The organism is Streptomyces sp. NPDC056144, from assembly GCF_042264145.1.
Classification (GTDB): domain Bacteria; phylum Actinomycetota; class Actinomycetes; order Streptomycetales; family Streptomycetaceae; genus Streptomyces.
Genome location: NZ_JBHJVF010000008.1, coordinates 75,703 through 94,735 on the forward strand (window position 1 = coordinate 75,703; position 19,033 = coordinate 94,735).

The 19,033-nt window shown below is 72.9% G+C and carries 17 protein-coding genes; 12 read left to right on the plus strand and 5 right to left on the minus strand.

The window, feature by feature from the left end:
• The first annotated feature begins 202 nt into the window (after positions 1 to 202).
• On the plus strand, positions 203 to 1,837 hold the full coding sequence (locus ACFC0Z_RS24010) for a DHA2 family efflux MFS transporter permease subunit (RefSeq protein ID WP_376441490.1): 1,635 nt from the start codon (positions 203 to 205) through the stop codon (positions 1,835 to 1,837).
• Here ACFC0Z_RS24010 and ACFC0Z_RS24015 read toward each other — a convergent pair.
• Positions 1,834 to 2,316: a GNAT family N-acetyltransferase gene (locus ACFC0Z_RS24015; protein ID WP_376441493.1), complete on the minus strand. Its 483-nt coding sequence runs from the start codon at positions 2,314 to 2,316 to the stop codon at positions 1,834 to 1,836. The two genes, ACFC0Z_RS24010 and ACFC0Z_RS24015, sit on opposite strands and share 4 nt — an antisense overlap.
• Before the next feature lie 58 nt (positions 2,317 to 2,374).
• Between ACFC0Z_RS24015 and ACFC0Z_RS24020 the strand changes: the two genes are divergently transcribed.
• The gene (locus tag ACFC0Z_RS24020; protein WP_376441495.1) at positions 2,375 to 3,178 is read left to right on the plus strand and encodes an exodeoxyribonuclease III; all 804 of its coding nucleotides are present in this window, start codon (positions 2,375 to 2,377) and stop codon (positions 3,176 to 3,178) included.
• A 13-nt stretch (positions 3,179 to 3,191) separates the two neighbouring features.
• On the opposite strand, the gene ACFC0Z_RS24025 is transcribed toward ACFC0Z_RS24020, so the two are convergent.
• Entirely contained in the window at positions 3,192 to 3,812 is a 621-nt protein-coding gene (locus ACFC0Z_RS24025) for a MerR family transcriptional regulator (RefSeq protein WP_376441964.1), read from the minus strand.
• Between the two features lie 296 nt (positions 3,813 to 4,108).
• Between ACFC0Z_RS24025 and ACFC0Z_RS24030 the strand changes: the two genes are divergently transcribed.
• From ACFC0Z_RS24030 to ACFC0Z_RS24045, 4 genes are all read left to right on the plus strand, one after another.
• The gene (locus ACFC0Z_RS24030) at positions 4,109 to 5,725 is read left to right on the plus strand and encodes a flavin-containing monooxygenase (protein WP_376441498.1); all 1,617 of its coding nucleotides are present in this window, start codon (positions 4,109 to 4,111) and stop codon (positions 5,723 to 5,725) included.
• Positions 5,722 to 6,636, plus strand: coding sequence for an alpha/beta fold hydrolase (locus tag ACFC0Z_RS24035; protein ID WP_376441500.1), 915 nt, complete (start codon positions 5,722 to 5,724; stop codon positions 6,634 to 6,636). Before ACFC0Z_RS24030 ends, ACFC0Z_RS24035 begins: the two co-directional genes overlap by 4 nt.
• Positions 6,633 to 7,568, plus strand: a complete 936-nt coding sequence (locus tag ACFC0Z_RS24040) for an SDR family oxidoreductase (RefSeq protein WP_376441503.1) — start codon at positions 6,633 to 6,635, stop codon at positions 7,566 to 7,568. Before ACFC0Z_RS24035 ends, ACFC0Z_RS24040 begins: the two co-directional genes overlap by 4 nt.
• Positions 7,569 to 7,653: 85 nt before the next feature.
• The gene (locus ACFC0Z_RS24045) at positions 7,654 to 7,836 is read left to right on the plus strand and encodes a hypothetical protein (RefSeq protein ID WP_376441506.1); all 183 of its coding nucleotides are present in this window, start codon (positions 7,654 to 7,656) and stop codon (positions 7,834 to 7,836) included.
• A gap of 9 nt (positions 7,837 to 7,845) precedes the next feature.
• Here ACFC0Z_RS24045 and ACFC0Z_RS24050 read toward each other — a convergent pair whose 3' ends face one another.
• Positions 7,846 to 8,694, minus strand: coding sequence for an IclR family transcriptional regulator (locus ACFC0Z_RS24050; RefSeq protein ID WP_376441509.1), 849 nt, complete (start codon positions 8,692 to 8,694; stop codon positions 7,846 to 7,848).
• A 228-nt stretch (positions 8,695 to 8,922) separates the two neighbouring features.
• Here ACFC0Z_RS24050 and ACFC0Z_RS24055 point away from each other — a divergent pair, with 228 nt between their 5' ends.
• Entirely contained in the window at positions 8,923 to 9,429 is a 507-nt protein-coding gene (locus ACFC0Z_RS24055) for a GNAT family N-acetyltransferase (RefSeq protein ID WP_376441512.1), read from the plus strand.
• A 93-nt stretch (positions 9,430 to 9,522) separates the two neighbouring features.
• Here ACFC0Z_RS24055 and ACFC0Z_RS24060 read toward each other — a convergent pair whose 3' ends face one another.
• A complete protein-coding gene (locus ACFC0Z_RS24060; protein ID WP_376441514.1) occupies positions 9,523 to 12,828 on the minus strand; it encodes a S41 family peptidase in 3,306 nt (1,101 codons plus the stop codon).
• 183 nt (positions 12,829 to 13,011) lie between these two features.
• On the opposite strand from ACFC0Z_RS24060, the gene ACFC0Z_RS24065 reads away from it, so the two are divergent.
• Positions 13,012 to 13,584: a TetR/AcrR family transcriptional regulator gene (locus ACFC0Z_RS24065; RefSeq protein WP_376441517.1), complete on the plus strand. Its 573-nt coding sequence runs from the start codon at positions 13,012 to 13,014 to the stop codon at positions 13,582 to 13,584.
• Between the two features lie 93 nt (positions 13,585 to 13,677).
• On the plus strand, positions 13,678 to 15,861 hold the full coding sequence (locus ACFC0Z_RS24070) for an MMPL family transporter (RefSeq protein WP_376441518.1): 2,184 nt from the start codon (positions 13,678 to 13,680) through the stop codon (positions 15,859 to 15,861).
• A gap of 24 nt (positions 15,862 to 15,885) precedes the next feature.
• Here ACFC0Z_RS24070 and ACFC0Z_RS24075 read toward each other — a convergent pair whose 3' ends face one another.
• Positions 15,886 to 16,233: an SsgA family sporulation/cell division regulator gene (locus ACFC0Z_RS24075; RefSeq protein ID WP_376441521.1), complete on the minus strand. Its 348-nt coding sequence runs from the start codon at positions 16,231 to 16,233 to the stop codon at positions 15,886 to 15,888.
• Between the two features lie 157 nt (positions 16,234 to 16,390).
• Here ACFC0Z_RS24075 and ACFC0Z_RS24080 point away from each other — a divergent pair, with 157 nt between their 5' ends.
• The 3 genes from ACFC0Z_RS24080 to ACFC0Z_RS24090 are packed head-to-tail and all read left to right on the plus strand — an operon-like array spanning position 16,391 to position 19,003.
• Entirely contained in the window at positions 16,391 to 17,488 is a 1,098-nt protein-coding gene (locus ACFC0Z_RS24080) for an energy-coupling factor ABC transporter permease (RefSeq protein ID WP_376441523.1), read from the plus strand.
• Position 17,489: 1 nt separating this feature from the next.
• Entirely contained in the window at positions 17,490 to 18,254 is a 765-nt protein-coding gene (gene cbiQ, locus ACFC0Z_RS24085) for a cobalt ECF transporter T component CbiQ (protein WP_376441526.1), read from the plus strand.
• Complete coding sequence (locus ACFC0Z_RS24090) at positions 18,251 to 19,003, plus strand: energy-coupling factor ABC transporter ATP-binding protein (protein ID WP_376441528.1); 753 nt, start codon at positions 18,251 to 18,253, stop codon at positions 19,001 to 19,003. The genes cbiQ and ACFC0Z_RS24090 overlap by 4 nt, the downstream gene beginning before the upstream one ends.
• Positions 19,004 to 19,033: the final 30 nt, after the last annotated feature.

The following is a 19,033-nucleotide window of genomic DNA, read 5'->3' on the forward strand; positions in this document are numbered from 1 at the left end:
TTCGGGAAAGGGGAATTGTGTGGAATTAGCTCTTCCGTTTCCCTTTGTGCGTACGGGACTTCGGGCCCCCGGGGCTTCGGGGCTCCGGATGACTCCGCGTCACCCGGGTGGACGCGTCCCGGGTGCGGGGACGGCGGGCCGCTCCTAGCGTGCGGGTGCGAGTGATCTTGCTCGTCGGGTCCGTACGTGGGTGGGAGAGCGCATGAGCGAGTCGGCTGCTGCTGCGGACGAGGGGCTCGATCCCCGGCGGTGGAAGGCGCTCGGCGTGCTCGCGCTCGGGCTGTCGATGATCGTGCTCGACGGGACCATCGTCAGCGTCTCGCTGCCGGTGATCATCGACGACCTCGGGCTCGACTTCACCAGCGCCCAGTGGGTCAACTCCGTGTACTCGGTGGTCTTCGCCGCGCTCCTGCTGCCGTCCGGCAAGCTCGGCGACCGGATCGGACGCCGGCGGACCTTCGCGGCCGGCATCGTCGTCTTCGCCCTGGGCAGCCTGGTCGCGGCCGTCGCCTCCTCCTCCGGGGCGCTCATCTGGGGCCGGGTCGTCCAGGGCGTCGGCGGGGCGCTGATCCTGCCCGCCACCCTCTCCGCCGTCAACGCGCTCTTCCGCGGGCGGGAACGGACCGTCGCCTTCGCCGTCTGGGGGTCCGTCATCGCCGGGATGGCGGCCGTCGGGCCGCTCCTCGGCGGGTGGCTCACCACCTCGTTCACCTGGCCGTGGATCTTCATCGTCAACCTGCCCGTGGCCGCCCTGGTGCTGGTGGGGGCCGTGGTGTGGGTGCCGGAGACCCGGGCGCCCCGCGTCGCCGGGAGCGACGGCTTCGACCTGGCCGGGGTCGGGCTGAGCGCCCTGGGCTTCGCGCTCGTCGTCTTCGCCCTCATCGAGGGGCAGAGCTACGGGTGGTGGACGCCGCTCCGGGACACCAGCCTGCCGATCTCGCCCATCCCCGTGCTGCTCGCGCTCGGGCTCGTGCTGCTCGGCGTGTTCTGGTGGTACGAGGCCCGGCAGGCCCGGACCGGAGGGGCCGCGCTCCTCGACGTGTCCCTCTTCGGGTCCCGCGGCTTCCGGTGGGGGAACCTCACCGCCCTCGTCGTCGCCCTCGGCGAGTTCGGCCTGCTGTTCGTGCTGCCCCTGTACCTCGTGAACGTGCTCGGGCTGAGCACCCTGGGCGCCGGTGTCGTGCTGGCCCTGATGGCCGTCGGGGCCTTCCTCGCCGGCGGGCTCACCGAGGGGCTCGCCCGGACCATGGCGCCCGCCCGGATCGTCACCCTCGGCGTCACCATGGAAGCCGTCTTCGTCGCCCTCACGGCCCTCACCGTGACCGCCGACACCGCGCCCTGGCTGCTCGCCCTGCTCCTCGCCGGGTACGGGCTCGGGCTCGGCTTCGCCTCCGCGCAGCTCGCCGGGGCCGTCCTCGCCCACGTCAGGGTCGAGCAGTCCGGGCAGGGCTCCGCCGTGCAGAGCACCGCGCGGCAGCTGGGCTCCGCGCTCGGCGCCGCCCTCATCGGCGGGCTGCTGTCCGTGCTCCTCGCCCACACGCTGCCGCAGAAGGTCGAGAGCGTTCCGGGCGTTCCGGAGACCGTCGCGAACCAGGTCGTCGACGCCACCCGGCAGTCCGCCGGTTCCGACATCGACACCCTCCGCGAGCAGGGGGAGAGCGGGCCGCTGGGGGCCGGCGGGCCCGCCGTCGTCGACGCGCTCGACGACGGGTTCGCCCAGGCCACCCGGTGGACCATGTTCGCCGCCGCCGCGTTCCTCGGGCTGGGCGCGCTCGCCTCCACGCGGATTCCGGTGACCCTCCCGGCGCGTGCGCGCCGTGAGGAGACCGTCTCCTAGACCAGCGGCTTCACGAAGCAGCGGCTGCTGTCGTACGCGCGGTAGTGGCCGAACTTCTTGTCGGTCCGCTCGTACCCGCTCGACGCGTACAGCGCGATCGCCTCCGGCTGGGCCGTGCCCGTCTCCAGGACCATCCGCGTCCGGCCCGCCGCCCGCGCGTCCTCCTCCAGGGCAGCCAGAACCTGGCGGGCCAGGCCCAGGCCGCGCGCCTCGGGGACCACGTACATGCGCTTGAGCTCGGCGTCCCCGTCCGCGTACCCGTCCTCGTTCTCGTCCTGCGTCCGCCAGCCGCCGCTGGCGACCGGGCGGCCCTCGGCGTCGTACACGAGGAGGTAGAGGCCGTGCGGCGGGACGAACATCCGCGGATCCAGCGGGGTCGCGTCGCCGTCGCTCTCGTAACGGATCATGTACTCCCGCTGCACCGCCTGCTCCAGGGCGACGGCGTCCGGGTGGTCGTAAGGCGTGGGACGGATGCGCATGCGGCGAATCGTACGTGTATGCGACATCGACGGGCGCGGGTGTCGGTATTCTCCCGGGATGCTCACCGTGACAAGCGTGAATGTGAATGGCCTCCGCGCCGCCGCCAAGAAGGGCTTCGTCGAGTGGCTGGCGGAGACCTCCGCCGACGCCGTCTGCCTCCAGGAGGTGCGCGCCGAGGAGGCGCAGCTGCCGGCGGAGGTGCGGGCGCCCGAGGGCTGGTTCACCGCCCACGCGCCCGCCGCCGCCAAGGGCCGAGCCGGTGTCTCCCTCTACACGCGCCGCGAGCCGGACGCCGTCCGCGTCGGCTTCGGGTCGAGCGAGTTCGACGGCAGCGGCCGGTACATCGAGGCCGACCTCCCGGGCGTCACCGTCGCCAGCCTCTACCTGCCCTCCGGTGAGGTCGGCACCGAGCGCCAGGACGAGAAGTACCGCTTCATGGGCGAGTTCCTGCCGTACCTGAAGGAGCTCAGGGTCCGCGCCGCCGCCGAGGGCCGCGAGGTCGTCGTCTGCGGTGACTGGAACATCTGCCACCGGGAGGCCGACCTCAAGAACTGGAAGGCGAACCGGAAGAACGCCGGCTTCCTTCCCGAGGAGCGGGAGTGGCTCGGGCGGGTCTTCGAGGACGGGGACGGCGGGTACGTGGACGTCGTGCGCGCCCTCCACCCCGACGTCGAGGGCCCCTACTCCTGGTGGTCCTACCGGGGCCGCGCCTTCGACAACGACAGCGGCTGGCGCATCGACTACCAGGTCGCCACGCCGGGCCTCGCGGCCAAGGCCGTCAAGGCCTTCGTCGAGCGCGCCGCGACCCACGACGAGCGGTGGAGCGACCACGCGCCCGTCACGGCGGTCTACGAGCTCTAGGCCCTGTCCGGCTCTAGACGGTTCCGTTCAGGCGGCGGTCGAGGGCGAGCGAGAGTTCGGCCTCGACCACGCTCTTCGCGAGCGGCCGCAGGGGGGCCGGGTCGCGGTCCGGGGTGTGGACGGCGATGAGCGTGGCGAAGATGTCCGCGAGGGCCTCGGCGTGGACGCGGACGTCCGCGCCCGCCTTCAGGACGGCGGCGAGCGGGATGCCCTCGCGGACGAGCGCGGCGGAGACGTCGAGCAGGCGGCGGCTGGTGTGGATGATCTCCTCGCCGTCGGTGGCGAGATAGCCGAGGTCGAGCGCGGCGGCGAGGTTCTCGGGGGTCGCCTGGTCCGCGAAGTGGTCGGCGAGCTCCTCGGGGGTGAGCCGGACGGGCTCCTCCTCGGTGGGGGCGCCGAGGGCGAGGACCTCGCGGACGTTGCGGCCGCTCTCGAAGGCGGTGGTGAGGTCGGCGATGCCGTTGAGGGTGTGGCCGCGCTCCAGGAGGGCGGCGATCGTGCGGAGCCGGGCGAGGTGGTGGTCGTCGTACCAGGCGATGCGGCCCTCGCGGCGGGGCGGCGGGATCAGTCCGCGCTCGCGGTAGAAGCGCAGGGTGCGCACGGTGATGCCGGCGGCCGTGGCCAGCTCCTCCATGCGGTACTCGCGTACGCCGGCGGCAGCGCCGGCGCCGGCACGAGCGCCGGTACCGGTGCCGGTCCGGGGGGCGGTCAGGGCGCCGGTCAGGGCGCCGTGCGCGGTCGCGCCGCCTTTTGTGCCGACCCCGCGTGCGTCCTCGTCGGTTCCCGATCCTTCTGCCACGCCCGCCAGCCTATGTCGTACCGCCGGTAACTTTCCCTCGCCCGACCCCTACCGCTCGGTATGTCGCTGCTCTACAGTCCCGACTGTGCCAGTGATTGCTGGCGGAATCTTGCGGGCGCGCGGGAGGCGGCATGGCGAAGCACCAGCACGTACGGGTGGCGGTGATCGGATCGGGATTCGGAGGCCTCGGAGCCGCCGTCCGGCTCCGCCGCGAGGGGATCACCGACTTCGTCGTCCTGGAACGGGCCGACTCCGTGGGCGGCACATGGCGCGACAACAGCTACCCCGGCTGCGCCTGCGACGTCCCGTCCCACCTCTACTCCTTCTCCTTCGCGCCCAACCCCGACTGGCCCCGGACCTTCTCCGGGCAGCGGCACATCCGCGCGTACCTGGAGCATGTCACGGACACCTTCGGGATCCGCCCGCACCTGCGCCTGAACCACGAGGTGCTGCGGATGGCCTGGGACGCCGAGCAGCTCCGCTGGGAGATCGAGACGAGCCAGGGCTCCTTCACCGCCGAGGTCGTCGTCTCCGCGACCGGGCCGCTCTCCGACCCGAAGATCCCCGACATCCCGGGCCTCGCCGACTTCCCCGGCAAGGTCTTCCACTCGGCCCGCTGGGACCACGACTACGCCCTCGCCGGCAAGCGCGTCGCCGTCGTCGGCACCGGAGCCTCCGCCATCCAGATCGTCCCGGCCATCCAGCCGGAGGTCGGGAAGCTGACCCTCTTCCAGCGCACGCCCCCGTGGGTCATGCGCCGCATGGACCGCGAGATCAGCGCCCCCGAGCGCTGGCTCCACCGCGCCGTGCCCGCGACCGGCACCGCGCGCCGCGGTCTCCTCTGGGGCATCCGCGAACTCCAGGTCAGCGCCTTCACCAAGCACCCGGACCAGCTCGGGCTCGTCGAGCGGCTCGCCAAGGCCAACATGGCGAAGGCCATCAAGGACCCCGTCCTGCGGGCCAAGCTGACGCCCTCGTACCGCATCGGCTGCAAGCGGATCCTGCTCTCCAGCACCTACTACCCGGCGCTCGCGCAGCCCAACGTCGACGTCGTCGCCTCCGGTCTCCGCGAGGTGCGCGGCTCGACCCTCGTCGCCACCGACGGCACCGAGACCGAGGTCGACGCGATCGTCTTCGGCACCGGCTTCCACGTCACCGACATGCCGATCGCCGAGCGGGTCGTCGGTGCCGACGGGCGGACCCTCGCGGAGACCTGGAAGGACGGCACGGAGGCGCTGCGCGGGGCCACCGCGGCCGGGTTCCCCAACTTCATGACGGTCATCGGCCCCAACACGGGTCTCGGGAACTCCTCGATGATCCTCATGATCGAGTCCCAGCTGAACTACATGGCCGACTACCTCCGCCAGCTCACCCTGCTCGGCGGCCGCACCGCGCTCGCCGTCCGGCCCTCCGCCGTCGGCGCCTGGAACCGCAAGGTGCAGGCCCGCATGGAGCGGACGGTCTGGAAGTCCGGCGGCTGCGACAGCTGGTACCTCGACGCCAACGGGCGCAACACCACGCTCTGGCCGGGGACGACCGGCGAGTTCCGGCGCGAGACCCGGCAGGTCGACCTCACGGAGTACGAGGTGATCCGGGCGCCCAAGCCGGTCCCGGCGCCCGCCGAGGCCGCCGGGGCCGCCGGGGCCGCCGAGGCCGCCGGGGCCGCCGAGGCCGCCACGTCCACCGAGACCGCCGCGACCGCCGCCAAGACCCGTACCCCCGCCCGCAAGAAGGAGGCCGCGCAGTGAGGTCCCTGCCCGCGCCCCGCGAGCTCACCGCCGTCTCCGCCGACGGCGCGCGGATCCACGTCGAGGTGTACGGCCCCGACGCCGCGCCCGCCGTCGTCCTCGCCCACGGCTGGACCTGCTCCATCGGCTTCTGGGCCGAGCAGATCCGGGCGCTCGCCGCCGACCACCGGGTCATCGCCTACGACCAGCGCGGCCACGGCCGCTCCCCGGTCCCCGGACCCGGGGGCTACTCGACCACCGCGCTCGCCGACGACCTGGAGGCCGTGCTCGCGGCCACCCTCGGTCCCGGCGAGCGGGCCGTCGTCGCCGGGCACTCCATGGGCGGCATGACGATCATGGCCGCCGCGGGCCGTCCCGGCTTCCGGCAGCACGCCGCCGCCGTCCTGCTCTGCTCCACCGGCTTCGCGCGGCTCACCGAGGAGGCCACCGTCGTCCCGCTGCGGCCCGGCGGCCTGCGGACCCGCCTCACCAGGGCCGTACTGGGCTCGAAGGCGCCGCTGGGGCCCGTCACGGCCGTCTCGAAGCGGATCCTCAAGTACGCGACGATGGGCCCGGCCTCGGCGCCCGAGCGGGTCGACGCCTGCGCCCGGATCGTCCACGCCTGCCCGCGTCCCTCGCGGTACGGCTGGTCGCAGGTCCTCGCCGGGCTCGACCTCGAAGCGGGCGTACGCGACCTGCGGGTGCCCGCCGCCGTGCTCGTCGGCACCGCCGACCGGCTCACCCCGGCCGCCCACTCCCGGGCGATGGCGGAGGCCCTCCCGCACTGCGCGGGGCTTGTCGAACTGCCCGGCATGGGACACATGACACCGGTGGAGGCCCCCGAGGCCGTCACCGCGCAGCTGCGCGAACTGACCCTCACGTACCTGGGCGTGAAGGAGACCGTGTCGACGAACGAGGAGGCGGACGCATGAGCAGGGTGAGTCTGGAAGGTCAGGTCGCGGTCGTCACCGGCGGCGCGCGCGGGGTCGGCGAGCTCCTCGCCCGCAAGCTCTCCGCGCGCGGCGCGAAGATCGCGCTCGTGGGCCTGGAGCCGCAGCAGCTCAAGGAGGTCGCCGGGCGGCTGCACACCGACGCCCACTGGTGGCACGCCGACGTCACCGACCACGTGGCCATGGCGGCGGTCGCCGCCGAGGTCAAGGAGCGGTTCGGGAAGGTCGACATCGTCGTCGCCAACGCCGGTGTCGCGGCGGGCGGCCCGTTCGCCGACTCCGACCCGGACGCCTGGCGGCGGGTGATCGAGGTCAACCTCGTCGGCGGCGCCGTGACCGGCCGGGCGTTCCTGCCGGTCCTCATGGAGTCCCGGGGGTACTTCCTCCAGATCGCCTCCCTCGCCGCCCTCACCCCGGCGCCGATGATGACGGCGTACTGCGCCTCCAAGGCGGGCGTCGAGGCCTTCGCGCACAGTCTGCGCGCCGAGGTCGCCCACAAGGGCGTGAAGGTCGGCGTCGGCTACCTGTCCTGGACCGACACGGACATGGTCAGGGGCGCCGACCAGGACGACGTCATGCGCGAGCTGCGCTCCCGGCTGCCGTGGCCGGCGAACCGCACGTACCCGCTCGGCCCGGCCGTCGACCGGATCGTCGAGGGCGTCGAGCGGCGCTCCGCGCACGTGTACGCGCAGTGGTGGCTGCGGGGGATGCAGTCGGTGCGGGGCTACCTGCCCTCCCTGATCGCCACGGTCGGGCAGCGGGAGATGCGGCGGTTCGAGCCGCGCCTCGGCACGGTGTCCAAGGGGCTCGTGGGCGCGGGCGGCGCGGCCGACGAGGACGCCAGGAGTCACGGGGGTGCCGGGAGTCACCGGGGTGCCGGGAGTCAGCGGGGCGCCGGGAATCACAGCGCGTAACCGATCGACATGCGACGGGCGTTCGCGCGTGCCACGCTGGTCGGGGGGCAAGTCTCCCTCGCGCCCCTTCTAGGAGTGAACCCCCATGGGCATCCAGGACCAGTTCAAGGACAAGGCGAAGCGACTGGCCGAGAAGTCGGACAAGGCCAGGCAGGCCAGGGACGAGGCCTCCGAGCGCGCGTCGAAGGGCCGTGACCTCTCCGAAGAGGAGACGCGGCGGGCCCAGCAGGAGGCGCAGGACAAGGTCGACCAGGATTACGAGATCTGAAGGCCCTTCTCAGGACGCACCCGGGACCGCTCCGGGTGCGTCCTCGCGCGTTCCCGGGTCCTGGCGGGACGGGCGGGGCACTCGGGGCGTACGCGGCTCCACCGAGAAGGTCCGGTCGAGCAGAATGCTTTCCGCACGTTCCTGGAGCTTGCGGGCGAGCGGCTGGAGCTCGGACGAGCGGGCGGTCGGCAGCGAGATCGCGAGGGCGGCGGCCGAGGAGCCGACCGTGATCGGGACGGCCGCGCAGACCGTGCCGAGCTGGTACTCCTCGTACTCCAGGCTCGCGCCCCCGCGCGGCCGCGAGCCGATCCGCCGCTCGACGGCGGTCCGCCCCGTGATGGTGTGGCGGGTCAGCGGCACGGCCGGGTGCCGGCTCAGGTGGTCGGCGCGCTCCGCGTCGGAGAGCTGGGCGAGGAGCGCCTGCCCCGCCGCGTGCGCGTGGCCGGTGAGCCGGAAGTCGGCCCACTCCGAGACCGGCGGGCAGTCGGGGTTCCGGGAGACCGCCGTGACAGCGATGTCACCCTCGCGGTAGTTGACGAAGTACACGGCGGCGTCGAGTTCCAGACTCAGGTGGTCCGCCCACTCCTGGGTCGGCAGGATCTCCGGCGCGGAGGTGGGCGGGACCGCGAGGCCGTCCGGGTCGGCGAGCGTGTACCCGTGACGCTCCTTGCGCACCAGTCCCTCGTGGCAGAGCGTGCGCAGCAGGTGGTAGGCGGTGGGCAGCGGCAGGTCCGCGTCCCGGGCGAGCTGCTTCGCGCTCGCGGTGCCGCCTCGGTGGTGCAGGGCCCGCAGCAGGTGGATGGCACGTTGGACGGACTGGATGAGGGTCTGTCCGGTCGGCGGACGTTCGTCGGGCATGCGGTGTTCCTGTTCTGGATCGTGGGGCGGCACGCTCCCTGTCCCGTCCTCGCGACCCGTTGCGTTCCCCGATCCGGCACGGCGGTACGTGGTCAGAGTGTGACGCCGCACCCAGGGGTGCAAGCGCGCTCTCCGTCCACTTCCCGCCTGGCGGTTTTCCGCCGTCACCGGCCCGGAACCGAAGGATATTCGTGCGCGCGTTCCAGAGCTAAGGCTTAGCTTGCCCTCATGTCTGAACAAGAGCCCGGACTTCAGCGTCTTCGTGACGATCACGGCCCCGCCCTGCTCGCCTTCGAGCGGGAGAACCGGGAGTATTTCGCCGCTTCTGTGCCCGATCGCGGTGATGCGTACTTCGAGGAGTTCGACGCCGTGCACCGGGAGCGGCTCGCCGAGCAGGAGACGGGGACGATCCACTTCCACGTGCTCGTGGGGGAGGACGGGGAGATCCTCGGCCGGTTCAACCTCGTGGACGTGGCGGAGGGCTCCGCCGAGCTCGGCTACCGCGTGGCGCGGAAGGCGGCCGGGCGGGGCGTGGCGACGGCGGGGGTGCGCGAGGTGTGCCGGATCGCGCGGGAGGAGTACGGGCTGAGCCGCCTGACCGCCGTCACGACGCTCGACAACGAGGGGTCGAGGACCGTGCTCGGCCGGGTCGGCTTCGGCGCGGTGGGCAGCGTGACGCTGGAGGGACGGGCGGGGACGTCGTACGAGCTGGACCTGGGCGCGACGGGGGTCTGAGCCGACGGGGCAGCCGGCGGGGGCCTGAGACGACGGGGGCAGTCGACGGGCAGCCGACGGAGGACCGAGCCCGGGCCCCCGTCGGCTGCCCCCTCACGCCCCTTCGGTCCTCGGCGGGAGTTTCGGGCGGGAGCGGTCCGGGACCGACTCGTAGCCCGGCGGGCTCGCCGCCGGGGTCTCCGAGAGGAGCGACAGCGCGACGTTCACCGCGTCGTCGAGCTGCGCGTGCCGCCCCTCCGCCCAGTCGAGGGGCGTGCGGAGCACCGCGACGTCCGGTTCGACGCCGTGGTTCTCCAGGGACCAGCCGTACTCGGGGAACCAGGCCGCGTTCATCGGCACCGTGATCTGCGTGCCGTCGCCGAGCCGGTGGCGGCCGGTCATGCCGACGACCCCGCCCCAGGTCCGCTGGCCGACGACCGGCCCGAGGCCGAGCAGCTTGAACGCGGCGGTGATCATGTCGCCGTCGGACGAGGTGGCCTCGTCGGCGAGGGCGACGACCGGGCCGCGCGGGGCGTTGGAGGCGTACGAGACCGGCTGGGCGTCCCGCGTGAGGTCCCAGCCGAGGATCCTGCGGGTCAGTTTCTCTATGACCAGCTCGCTGATGTTGCCGCCCGCGTTGCCCCGGACGTCCACGATGAGCGCGGGCCGGGAGACCTCCATGCGCAGGTCGCGGTTGAACTGGGCCCAGCCGGAGCCGCCCATGTCGGGGATGTGGAGGTAGCCGCAGCGCCCGCCGCTGAGTTCGCGGACGACGGCCCGGCGCTTGGCGACCCAGTCCTGGTAGCGCAGCGGCCGTTCGTCGACGAGCGGGACGACGGCGACGCGGCGGGAGCGGCCCTCGCCCTCGGCGGGGGTGAAGGTGAGCTCGACGGTGGTGCCGCCGGTGCCGGAGAAGAGCGGGTAGGGGCCCGCGACCGGGTCGACGGGCCGGCCGTCGACGTGGGTGAGGACGGCGCCCTCGCGGATGCCCGTACCGGCGAGGGGGGAGCGGGCCTTGGAGTCGGAGGACTCGCCGGGCAGGATCCGCTTCACCGTCCAGCCGGCCTCGCGGGGCACGAGGTTGGCGCCGAGGAGGCCCATGGCCCGCTGGTAGTGCGGCGGGCCCTCGTTGCGGCGGGCGGGGGTGACGTACGCGTGCGAGGTGCCGAGCTCGCCCATGACCTCGCGCAGCAGGTCGGCGAACTCGTCGGGGGACGCGACCCGTTCGACGAGCGGACGGTACTGGTCGAGGACCGCCGTCCAGTCGACGCCGCCCATCCCCGGCTCCCAGAAGTACGCGCGGACGATCCGCCCGGCCTCGTCGAAGGCGCCCCGCCACTCGGCGCCGGGGTCGACCTCGTGGAGGATGCGCCGCAGGTCGAGGTAGACGGTGGAGTCGCCGTCGCCGGACTCGGTGGCGGGCACGGCCCGCAGCTCGCCCTCGTCGGCGACGACGAGCCGGGTGCCGTCGCCGCTGACCGCGAACCAGTCGAGGTCCTTGGCGAGTTCGGTCTTGCGGGCCTTGGTGATGGTGAAGTGTTCGAGCGTGGGGCGGCCCGAGGTGTCGGCCGGGTTGGCGAAGGTCTCGCCGAGCGCGCCCGAGATGGGCCAGCGCAGCCAGACGAGCCCGCCGCCGCTGACCGGGGCGAGCGCCGAGTACTTGGAGGCGGCGACCGGGAAGGGCGTGACCCGGTCGGGGAGGCCCTCGATCTCGACGGTGACCGTGCCGTCGCCGCTGTCCGAGTCGTCGTCGGCCGGGTCGAGACCGCCGGCCGCCGGCCGCCCGTCGGGGAGCAGCGCGAACGGGGAGGGCGTGGCCGAGGAGAGCGGGACGAGGTAGGGGCGGCAGCCGAGCGGGAAGGAGAGGTCGCCGGTGTGGACGTCGTACACCGGGTCGAAGCCGCGCCAGGAGAGGAAGGCGAGGTAGCGGCCGTCGCGGGTGAAGACGGGGTTCTCGTCCTCGAAGCGGCCGTTGGTGACGTCGACGATCGTCCGGGCGCCGGGGCCCGAGATGCGGGCCATCTTGATGGAGCGCAGGGAGCGGCCGATGCCGGGGTGGGACCAGGTGAGCCAGGAGCCGTCGGGGGAGAAGGCGAGGTCGCGGACGGGGCCGTTGACCGACCTGATCAGCTCGGTGACCTCGCCGTTGGACTCCTCCGTCGCGTCGAGGAGGAGGAGCCGGCCGTCGTGCGAGGCGATGGCGAGCCGTTCGCCGTCGGGGTCGGCGATGAGTTCCTCGACCCGGCCGAGGCCGCCGGAGGCGAGCCGGCGGGGCGGGCGGTCGCCGCTGGCGCGCGGGAGGTAGGCGACCTCGACGGCGTCCTCGCCGTCGGCGTCGGTGACGTACGCGACCTGGCCGCCGCTGCCGAGCATCTCCGGGAGGCGTACGCGGATGCCGGGGGTGTCGACGATCGTGCGGGCCGGGCCGTCGCGGTGCGTGAGCCAGTACAGGCTGCCGCGCACGGAGACGGCGCTGGCCCGGCCGGTCTCGTCGACGGAGACCGCGTCGACGTGGAGGGAGGCGGGCACCTGGTACGGGCGGCGGCCGACGCGCTGCCCGCCGAGCCGGACGTCGAGCTTGCGGGGGCGGGAGTCGGGGGTGAGCGCGTCGACGATCCACAGCGAGCCCGCGCACTGGTAGACGACCCGGCGGCCGTCGGTGGAGGCGTGCCGGGCGTAGAACTCGTCGTGGTCGGTGTGGCGGCGCAGGCCGGTGCCGTCGGGCAGGCAGGAGTAGAGGTTGCCGACGCCCTCGTGGTCGGAGAGGAAGGCGATCCGGTCGCCGACGACCATCGGGGAGTCGAGGTGGCCCCCGATGTCGGGCAGCAGGCGCTCGCCGTGCAGCCAGAGGCGGCCGGTGGCGCCGCCCCGGTACCGCTTCCAGGCGGCGGGTTCGTGGGGCGGCTTCCCGGTGAGGAGGAGCGTCTGGCGTGCGGGGGCGTCGGTCATCGAGATGTCCGCGACCGGGCCCCAGGGCAGCCGGCCGCCCGGGGAGCCGTCGGTCGGGACCGTGTAGGCCCAGGAGAAGTACGAGAACGGCTGCCCGTGCGAGGAGACGGCGAGGATGTCGGAGCGCCCGCCCCGGTCGGGGTCCGGGGGCGTCCAGCCGCAGACGCGGGTGTCGGTGGAGCCCCAGTAGGTGAGGCGGCGGGCGGCGCCGCCCTCGACGGGGACGAGGTGGATCTCCGGGTCGAGGCTCCGCCAGTTCGTGTACGCGATGTGGGAGCCGTCCGGTGAGAAGCGTGGGTGGCCGACCCGGGTCCGGTCGACGGTGAGCCGCCACGCGCGGCCGGGCCGGTGGCCCTCGGGGACGAGGGGGGCGATCCAGAGATCGTCCTCGGCCGCGAAGCACAGCAGGTCGTCGTGGAGGTGCGGGAACCGGAGGTACGCGATGTCGTCGTCGCTCGCCTTGTCGCTCACCTCCACATGCTTTCCGCGCGGAGGGGGTGCGGCAACTCGTACGTACCTTCGGGTTTCCGGGGGTGTGGCCCGCGACACGTACGAAACGGTTTCGTTTCGCAGGAGGCGGGGAGTATCTTCGTACCGGAAGAGCTGTACGAAACCGTTTCGTTCCGCACTTCGTTCGCATCGGAGGTACCGGCCATGGCACGCAGCAGACTCACTCCCGAGCGGGAGTCCGAGTTGTACGCGGCCGTGCTCGACCTCCTCCGCGAGGTCGGCTACGACGCCCTCACCATGGACGCCGTCGCCGCCCGCACCCACTCCAGCAAGGCCACCCTCTACCGCCAGTGGGGGAGCAAGCCGGAGCTGGTCGCCCGGGCGATGCGGCACAACAAGCCGGTCGACATCGCCGAGATCGACACCGGCTCGCTGCGCGGTGACATCGAGGAGTTGCTCTCCCACACCGACGACTGCCAGATGGACAAGGACGCCGCACTCATGCGGGGCCTCGCCCATGCCGTCCACACCAACCCCGAACTGCACCGGGCCCTGCGCGAGCTGCTCATCGAACCCGAGATGAACGGCCTCGACGAGGTGCTCCAGCGAGCGGTACGCAGGGGGGAGATCGACGCCGCCAACCCGGCGCTCAAGCTCGTCCCGCACATGCTGATCGGTGCGTTCATCGCCCGCCCTCTGATCGAGGACCAACCGGTCGACCGCGCCTTCCTCAGCGCGTACTTCGACGCCGTCGTGCTCCCCTCACTCGGCGTCTGACCCTCTTTTCTCTCTTTACCTGACTGCGCACCGCTCACGCCGTCGGGCCGGCTCCCCATGTCCTGTCCCGCCCCACCTTGGGAGTACGCCCCCGTGGCCACGTTCCTCTACAAGCTCGGCCGTGCCGCCTTCCGGCGCCGACGGCTCGTCGCCCTCCTCTGGGTGGCCCTCCTGGCCGTCGCCGGGATCGGCGCCGCCACCGCGCCCGCCGCGACCTCCAGCTCCTTCTCCGTCCCCGGCACCGAGGCCCAGCGCGCCTTCGACCTGCTCGAAGAGCGCTTCCCCGGCGCCGGCGCCGACGGGGCCACCGCCCGCGTCGTCTTCAAGGCACCGGACGGCCAGAAGGTCACCGACCCGGCCCACAAGGCCGTCGTCGAGGACACCGTCGCCGCGCTGAAGTCCGGCTCGGACCAGATCGTCTCGGTCGCCGACCCGTACACCGCGCACGCCGTCTCGCAGGACGGCTCCACCGCCTACGTCTCCGTCGCGTACAAGGTCAACGCCATGGAGCTGACCGACGAGACGCGCGAGGCGCTCAAGCAGGCGGGCGAGAGCGCCCAGGGCAAGGGCCTGACCGTCGAGGTCGGCGGCGACGCCCTCACCACCATGCCGGAGACCGGCGCCGGCGAGATCGTCGGCGTGGTCATCGCGGGCATCGTCCTCGTCATCACCTTCGGTTCGCTCGTCGCCGCCGGACTCCCGCTGCTCACCGCGATCATCGGCGTCGGCATCGGCGTCTCCTCGATCACCGCGCTCGCGAACGTCCTGGACCTCGGCAGCACCACCTCCACCCTCGCGATGATGATCGGCCTCGCCGTCGGCATCGACTACGCGCTCTTCATCGTCTCCCGCTACCGCGCGGAGCTCGCCGACGGGCGCGAGAAGGAGGAGGCCGCGGGCCGCGCGGTCGGCACGGCCGGCTCCGCCGTCGTCTTCGCCGGACTCACCGTCGTCATCGCCCTGGTCGGCCTGGCCGTCGTCAACATCCCGATGCTGACGAAGATGGGCTTCGCCGCCGCCGCGACGGTCGTCATCGCCGTCCTCATCGCGCTCACCCTCATCCCGGCGCTGCTCGGCTTCGCCGGCGACAAGGTCATCGGCCGCAAGGCGCGCCGAGGCGTCGAGAAGAGCGTCGAGAAGGGCGTCGAGAAGAGCCAGGACAAGCCCAACGGCGGCACCCGCTGGGCCCGCTTCGTCATCCGCCGCCCCGTGTTCGTCCTGCTCGTCGGCGTCCTCGGCCTCGGCGCGATCGCCGTCCCCGCCGCCTCCCTGGAGATGGGCCTCCCGGACGACGGCGCCAAGCCGGTCTCCACCAGCGAGCGCCGCGCCTACGACCTGCTGTCCGACGGCTTCGGCCCCGGCTTCAACGGCCCGCTGCTCGTCGTCGTGGACGGCGACAAGGCCGCCGCCGACAAGACGGTCTCCACGATCAAGGGCCTGGAGGGCTGGGCCGCGGTCGCCCCGCCGACCCTGAACAAGGCCGGCGACGCGGCGATGATCACGGTCGTCCCGAAGGACCGCCCGTCCTCCGGCGAGACCGAGACCCTCGTCCACGACATCCGCGAGGCCACCGGCGACGACGTCCTGGTCTCCGGCGCGACCGCGATGAACATCGACTTCTCGCAGAAGATGAACGACGCCCTGGTGCCGTACCTGGCCCTCGTCGTCGGCCTCGCCTTCATCCTCCTGACCCTGGTCTTCCGCTCGGTCCTCGTCCCCCTGAAGGCGGCCCTCGGCTTCCTGCTCTCGGTGGTCGCGGCCCTCGGCGCGGTCGTCGCGGTCTTCCAGTGGGGCTGGCTCGGCGGCCTGTTCGGCGTCGAGCAGACCGGCCCGGTCATGTCGATGATGCCGATCTTCATGGTGGGTGTCGTCTTCGGTCTCGCGATGGACTACGAGGTCTTCCTCGTGACCCGGATGCGCGAGGCGTACGTCCACGGGCAGCGGCCCGGCGAGGCGATCGTGACCGGCTTCCGGCACAGCGCCCGGGTGGTCGTCGCGGCGGCCGTCATCATGATCGCGGTCTTCTCCGGCTTCATCGGCATGGACGACCAGATGATCAAGATGATCGGCTTCGGCCTCGCGATCGCGGTCCTCTTCGACGCCTTCGTGGTCCGCATGGCGATCGTCCCGGCCGTCCTGGCGCTCCTCGGCCACAAGGCCTGGTGGCTGCCGAAGTGGCTGGACCGGGTGCTGCCGAACGTGGACGTGGAGGGCGAGGCCCTCGCCGCCGCCACGGACGGCGACCCCAGCGGCAAGCCCGACCTCGTCAAGGTCTGACCTGCCGGAGTACGCCGTACGCCGTCAGCGCCTCGTCACCGAGGCGTTGGCGGCGTACGTGTGCCGGAGGAAGCGCGACAGGGCCGTCGTGTCGAACTGCACCACCGTCACCCCGTCCTCCCGGTGCAGTTCGACGACCGTCTGCACCCGCCCGCACGGCCAGACGCCGATGTCGCCGCGCCGGGTCGGGGTGTTCAGACCGGTCTCCAGGAGGGCACGCGGGAAGGACCACTCGACGCCGCCGGGGAAGCCGAAGCGCACGGTCGCGGGGGTGAAACCGGGGTCGTACCGGAGGGCGACGGGGACGGGCCGGGAGAGGGGGGCGTCACTGATGATCCGCCCCTTGGCGTGGTCGTCCACTGCGGTGGCCATGGAGATTCCTCCCGACTCGTCCTGGTATAAGTCAATGTTTCACTCCTTCCCCCTCCCCGCGCGGCCATGCCCGCCCCCCGGTGTGATCTGCCTCGCGCCCGTCCTGTCTCCTGTGCGCTCTTGCAAGTCGTTCGCAGGAAGCCGCATCATTCGGGACGTGCATGTACCTGACGGATTCATCAACGCCCCCGTGTCGGCCGCCGCCGGCGTCGTCGCCGCCGGGGCCGTCGCCCTGAGCCTGCGCGGGGCCCGCCGCGAGCTAGGGGGCACCTCCCGTGCCGGAGGCTACGGGGGAGAGCGGACGGCGCCCCTCGCCGGCCTCGTCGCGGCCTTCATCTTCGCCGTGCAGATGCTGAACTTCCCGGTCGCCGCCGGGACCAGCGGACACCTGCTCGGCGGCGCGCTCGCCGCGATCCTCGTCGGGCCCTGGACCGGCGTCCTGTGCATCGCCGTCGTCCTGCTCATGCAGGGCATCCTCTTCGCCGACGGCGGCCTGACCGCCCTCGGCGTGAACATCACCGTCATGGGCGTCGTCACCGTCGTCGTCGCGTACGCGATCTTCCGCGGCCTCGTCCTCCTGCTGCCCCGCACCCGCCGCTCGGTGACCCTCGCCTCCTTCGTCGCCGCGCTCGTCTCCGTACCGGCGGCGGCCGTCGCCTTCACCCTCGTCTACGCGGTCGGCGGCACCACCGACGTCCCGCTCGGCAAGGTCCTGACCGCCATGGTCGGCGTGCACACCCTCATCGGCGTCGGCGAGGCCGTCATCACCATGCTGACGGTCGGCGCGGTCGTCGCCGTCCGCCCCGACCTCGTGTACGGCGCGCGCGGCCTGACCGCCCCGCTGAAGCTCCGCGTCGGCGGCGAGCTCGTCGACGCGGCCCCCGCGGCGGCCCCCGCGGCGGCTCCTCAGCCCGCCGGCTCCCCGAAGAAGCTGTGGATCGGCGGTGTCGTCACCGCCCTCGTCCTCGCCGGTTTCGTCTCCTTCTACGCCTCCGCCAGCCCCGACGGCCTGGAGAAGGTCGCCGCCGACCAGGGCATCGACGCCAAGGTCGAGGAGCACGCGGCCGCCGGCTCGCCGCTCGCCGACTACGGAGTGAAGGACGTCGACGACGCCCGCCTCTCCGGCGGCCTCGCCGGGGCCATCGGCGTCGGCGTCACCCTCGCCGTCGGCACGGGCGCCTTCTGGGCCGTACGAGGCCGTCGCCGCGACTCCGCGTCGCCCCAGGACACCCCCGTACCGGCGGAGGTCGCCTGACATGGGCGCAGGGCACGCCCACAAGCTCTACCGGCACGCGCACTCCCCGGTGCACGCGCTGCCCCCGCACACCAAGATCGCCGCCGTCCTCGGCTTCGTGGTGGTCGTCGTCTCGACGCCCCGCGAGGCCGTCTGGGCGTTCGCGCTCTACGCGCTGCTCATCGGGATCGTCGCGGCGAAGGCGCGCGTCCCGGCGGGCTTCCTCCTCAAGCGGCTGCTGATCGAGATCCCGTTCGTCGCCTTCGCGCTCCTCATGCCCTTCGTCGTCCCCGGCGAGCAGACGACCTTCCTCGGCGTCTCCCTCTCCGTCCCCGGCCTGTGGGGCGCCTGGAACGTCCTCGCCAAGGGCACCCTCGGCGTCGCCGCCTCCGTCCTCCTCGCCTCGACGACCGAGCTCCGCGCCCTGATCCTCGGCCTCCAGCGGCTCAGGCTCCCGCCGCTCCTCGTCCAGATCGCCTCCTTCATGATCCGGTACGGCGACGTCATCACCGACGAGATGCGCCGCATGTCCGTCGCCCGCCGCTCGCGCGGCTTCGAGGCCAGGGGCGTACGCCACTGGGGCGTCCTCGCCAAGTCCGCCGGGGCGCTCTTCATCCGCTCGTACGAGCGCGGCGAACGCGTCCACCTCGCCATGGTCAGCCGCGGCTACACGGGCACCATGCCGGTCATCGACGAGGTGACGGCGACCCGCGCCCAGTGGACGTACGCCGCGGCGCTCCCGCTGACCGCCCTCCTGATCTGCCTCACCGGATGGACGACGACATGACCACCGCACCACCACCGTCCCTGAACGTCGAGGGCCTCGCGTACGCGTACCCCGACGGCCACCAGGCCCTCTTCGGCGTCGACCTGACCGTCGGCCGCGGCGAGCGGGTCGCGCTCCTCGGCCCCAACGGCGCCGGGAAGACCACCCTCGTCCTCCACCTCAACGGCATCCTCACCGGCGGCGCGGGCACGGTCACCGTCGCCGGGCTCCCGGTCGGCAAGAAGCACCTCGCCGAGATCCGGCGCAAGGTCGGCATCGTCTTCCAGGACCCCGACGACCAGCTGTTCATGCCGACCGTCCGCGAGGACGTGGCCTTCGGCCCGGCGGCGGCCGGCCTCCGGGGCGCCGAGCTCGAAGCGGTCGTCGCGAAGGCCCTCGACCGGGTCGGCATGGCCGAGTTCGCCGACCGGCCGCCGCACCACCTCTCCTTCGGGCAGCGCCGCCGGGTCGCCGTCGCGACCGTCCTCGCGATGGAGCCGGAGATCCTCGTCCTCGACGAGCCCTCCTCCAACCTGGACCCGGCCTCGCGCCGCGAGCTCGCCGACATCCTCCGCGCGCTCGACGTCACCGTCCTGATGGTCACGCACGACCTCCCGTACGCCCTGGAGCTCTGCCCGCGCTCGGTCATCCTCAGCGAGGGCGTCATCGCCGCCGACGGCCCGACCGGCGGCATCCTCGCCGACGAGGAGCTGATGGCCCGGCACCGCCTGGAGCTCCCGTTCGGCTTCGTCCCGAGTTCGGTGGCCTGAGTTCGGTGGCCAGGGCAACGGCCTGAGACC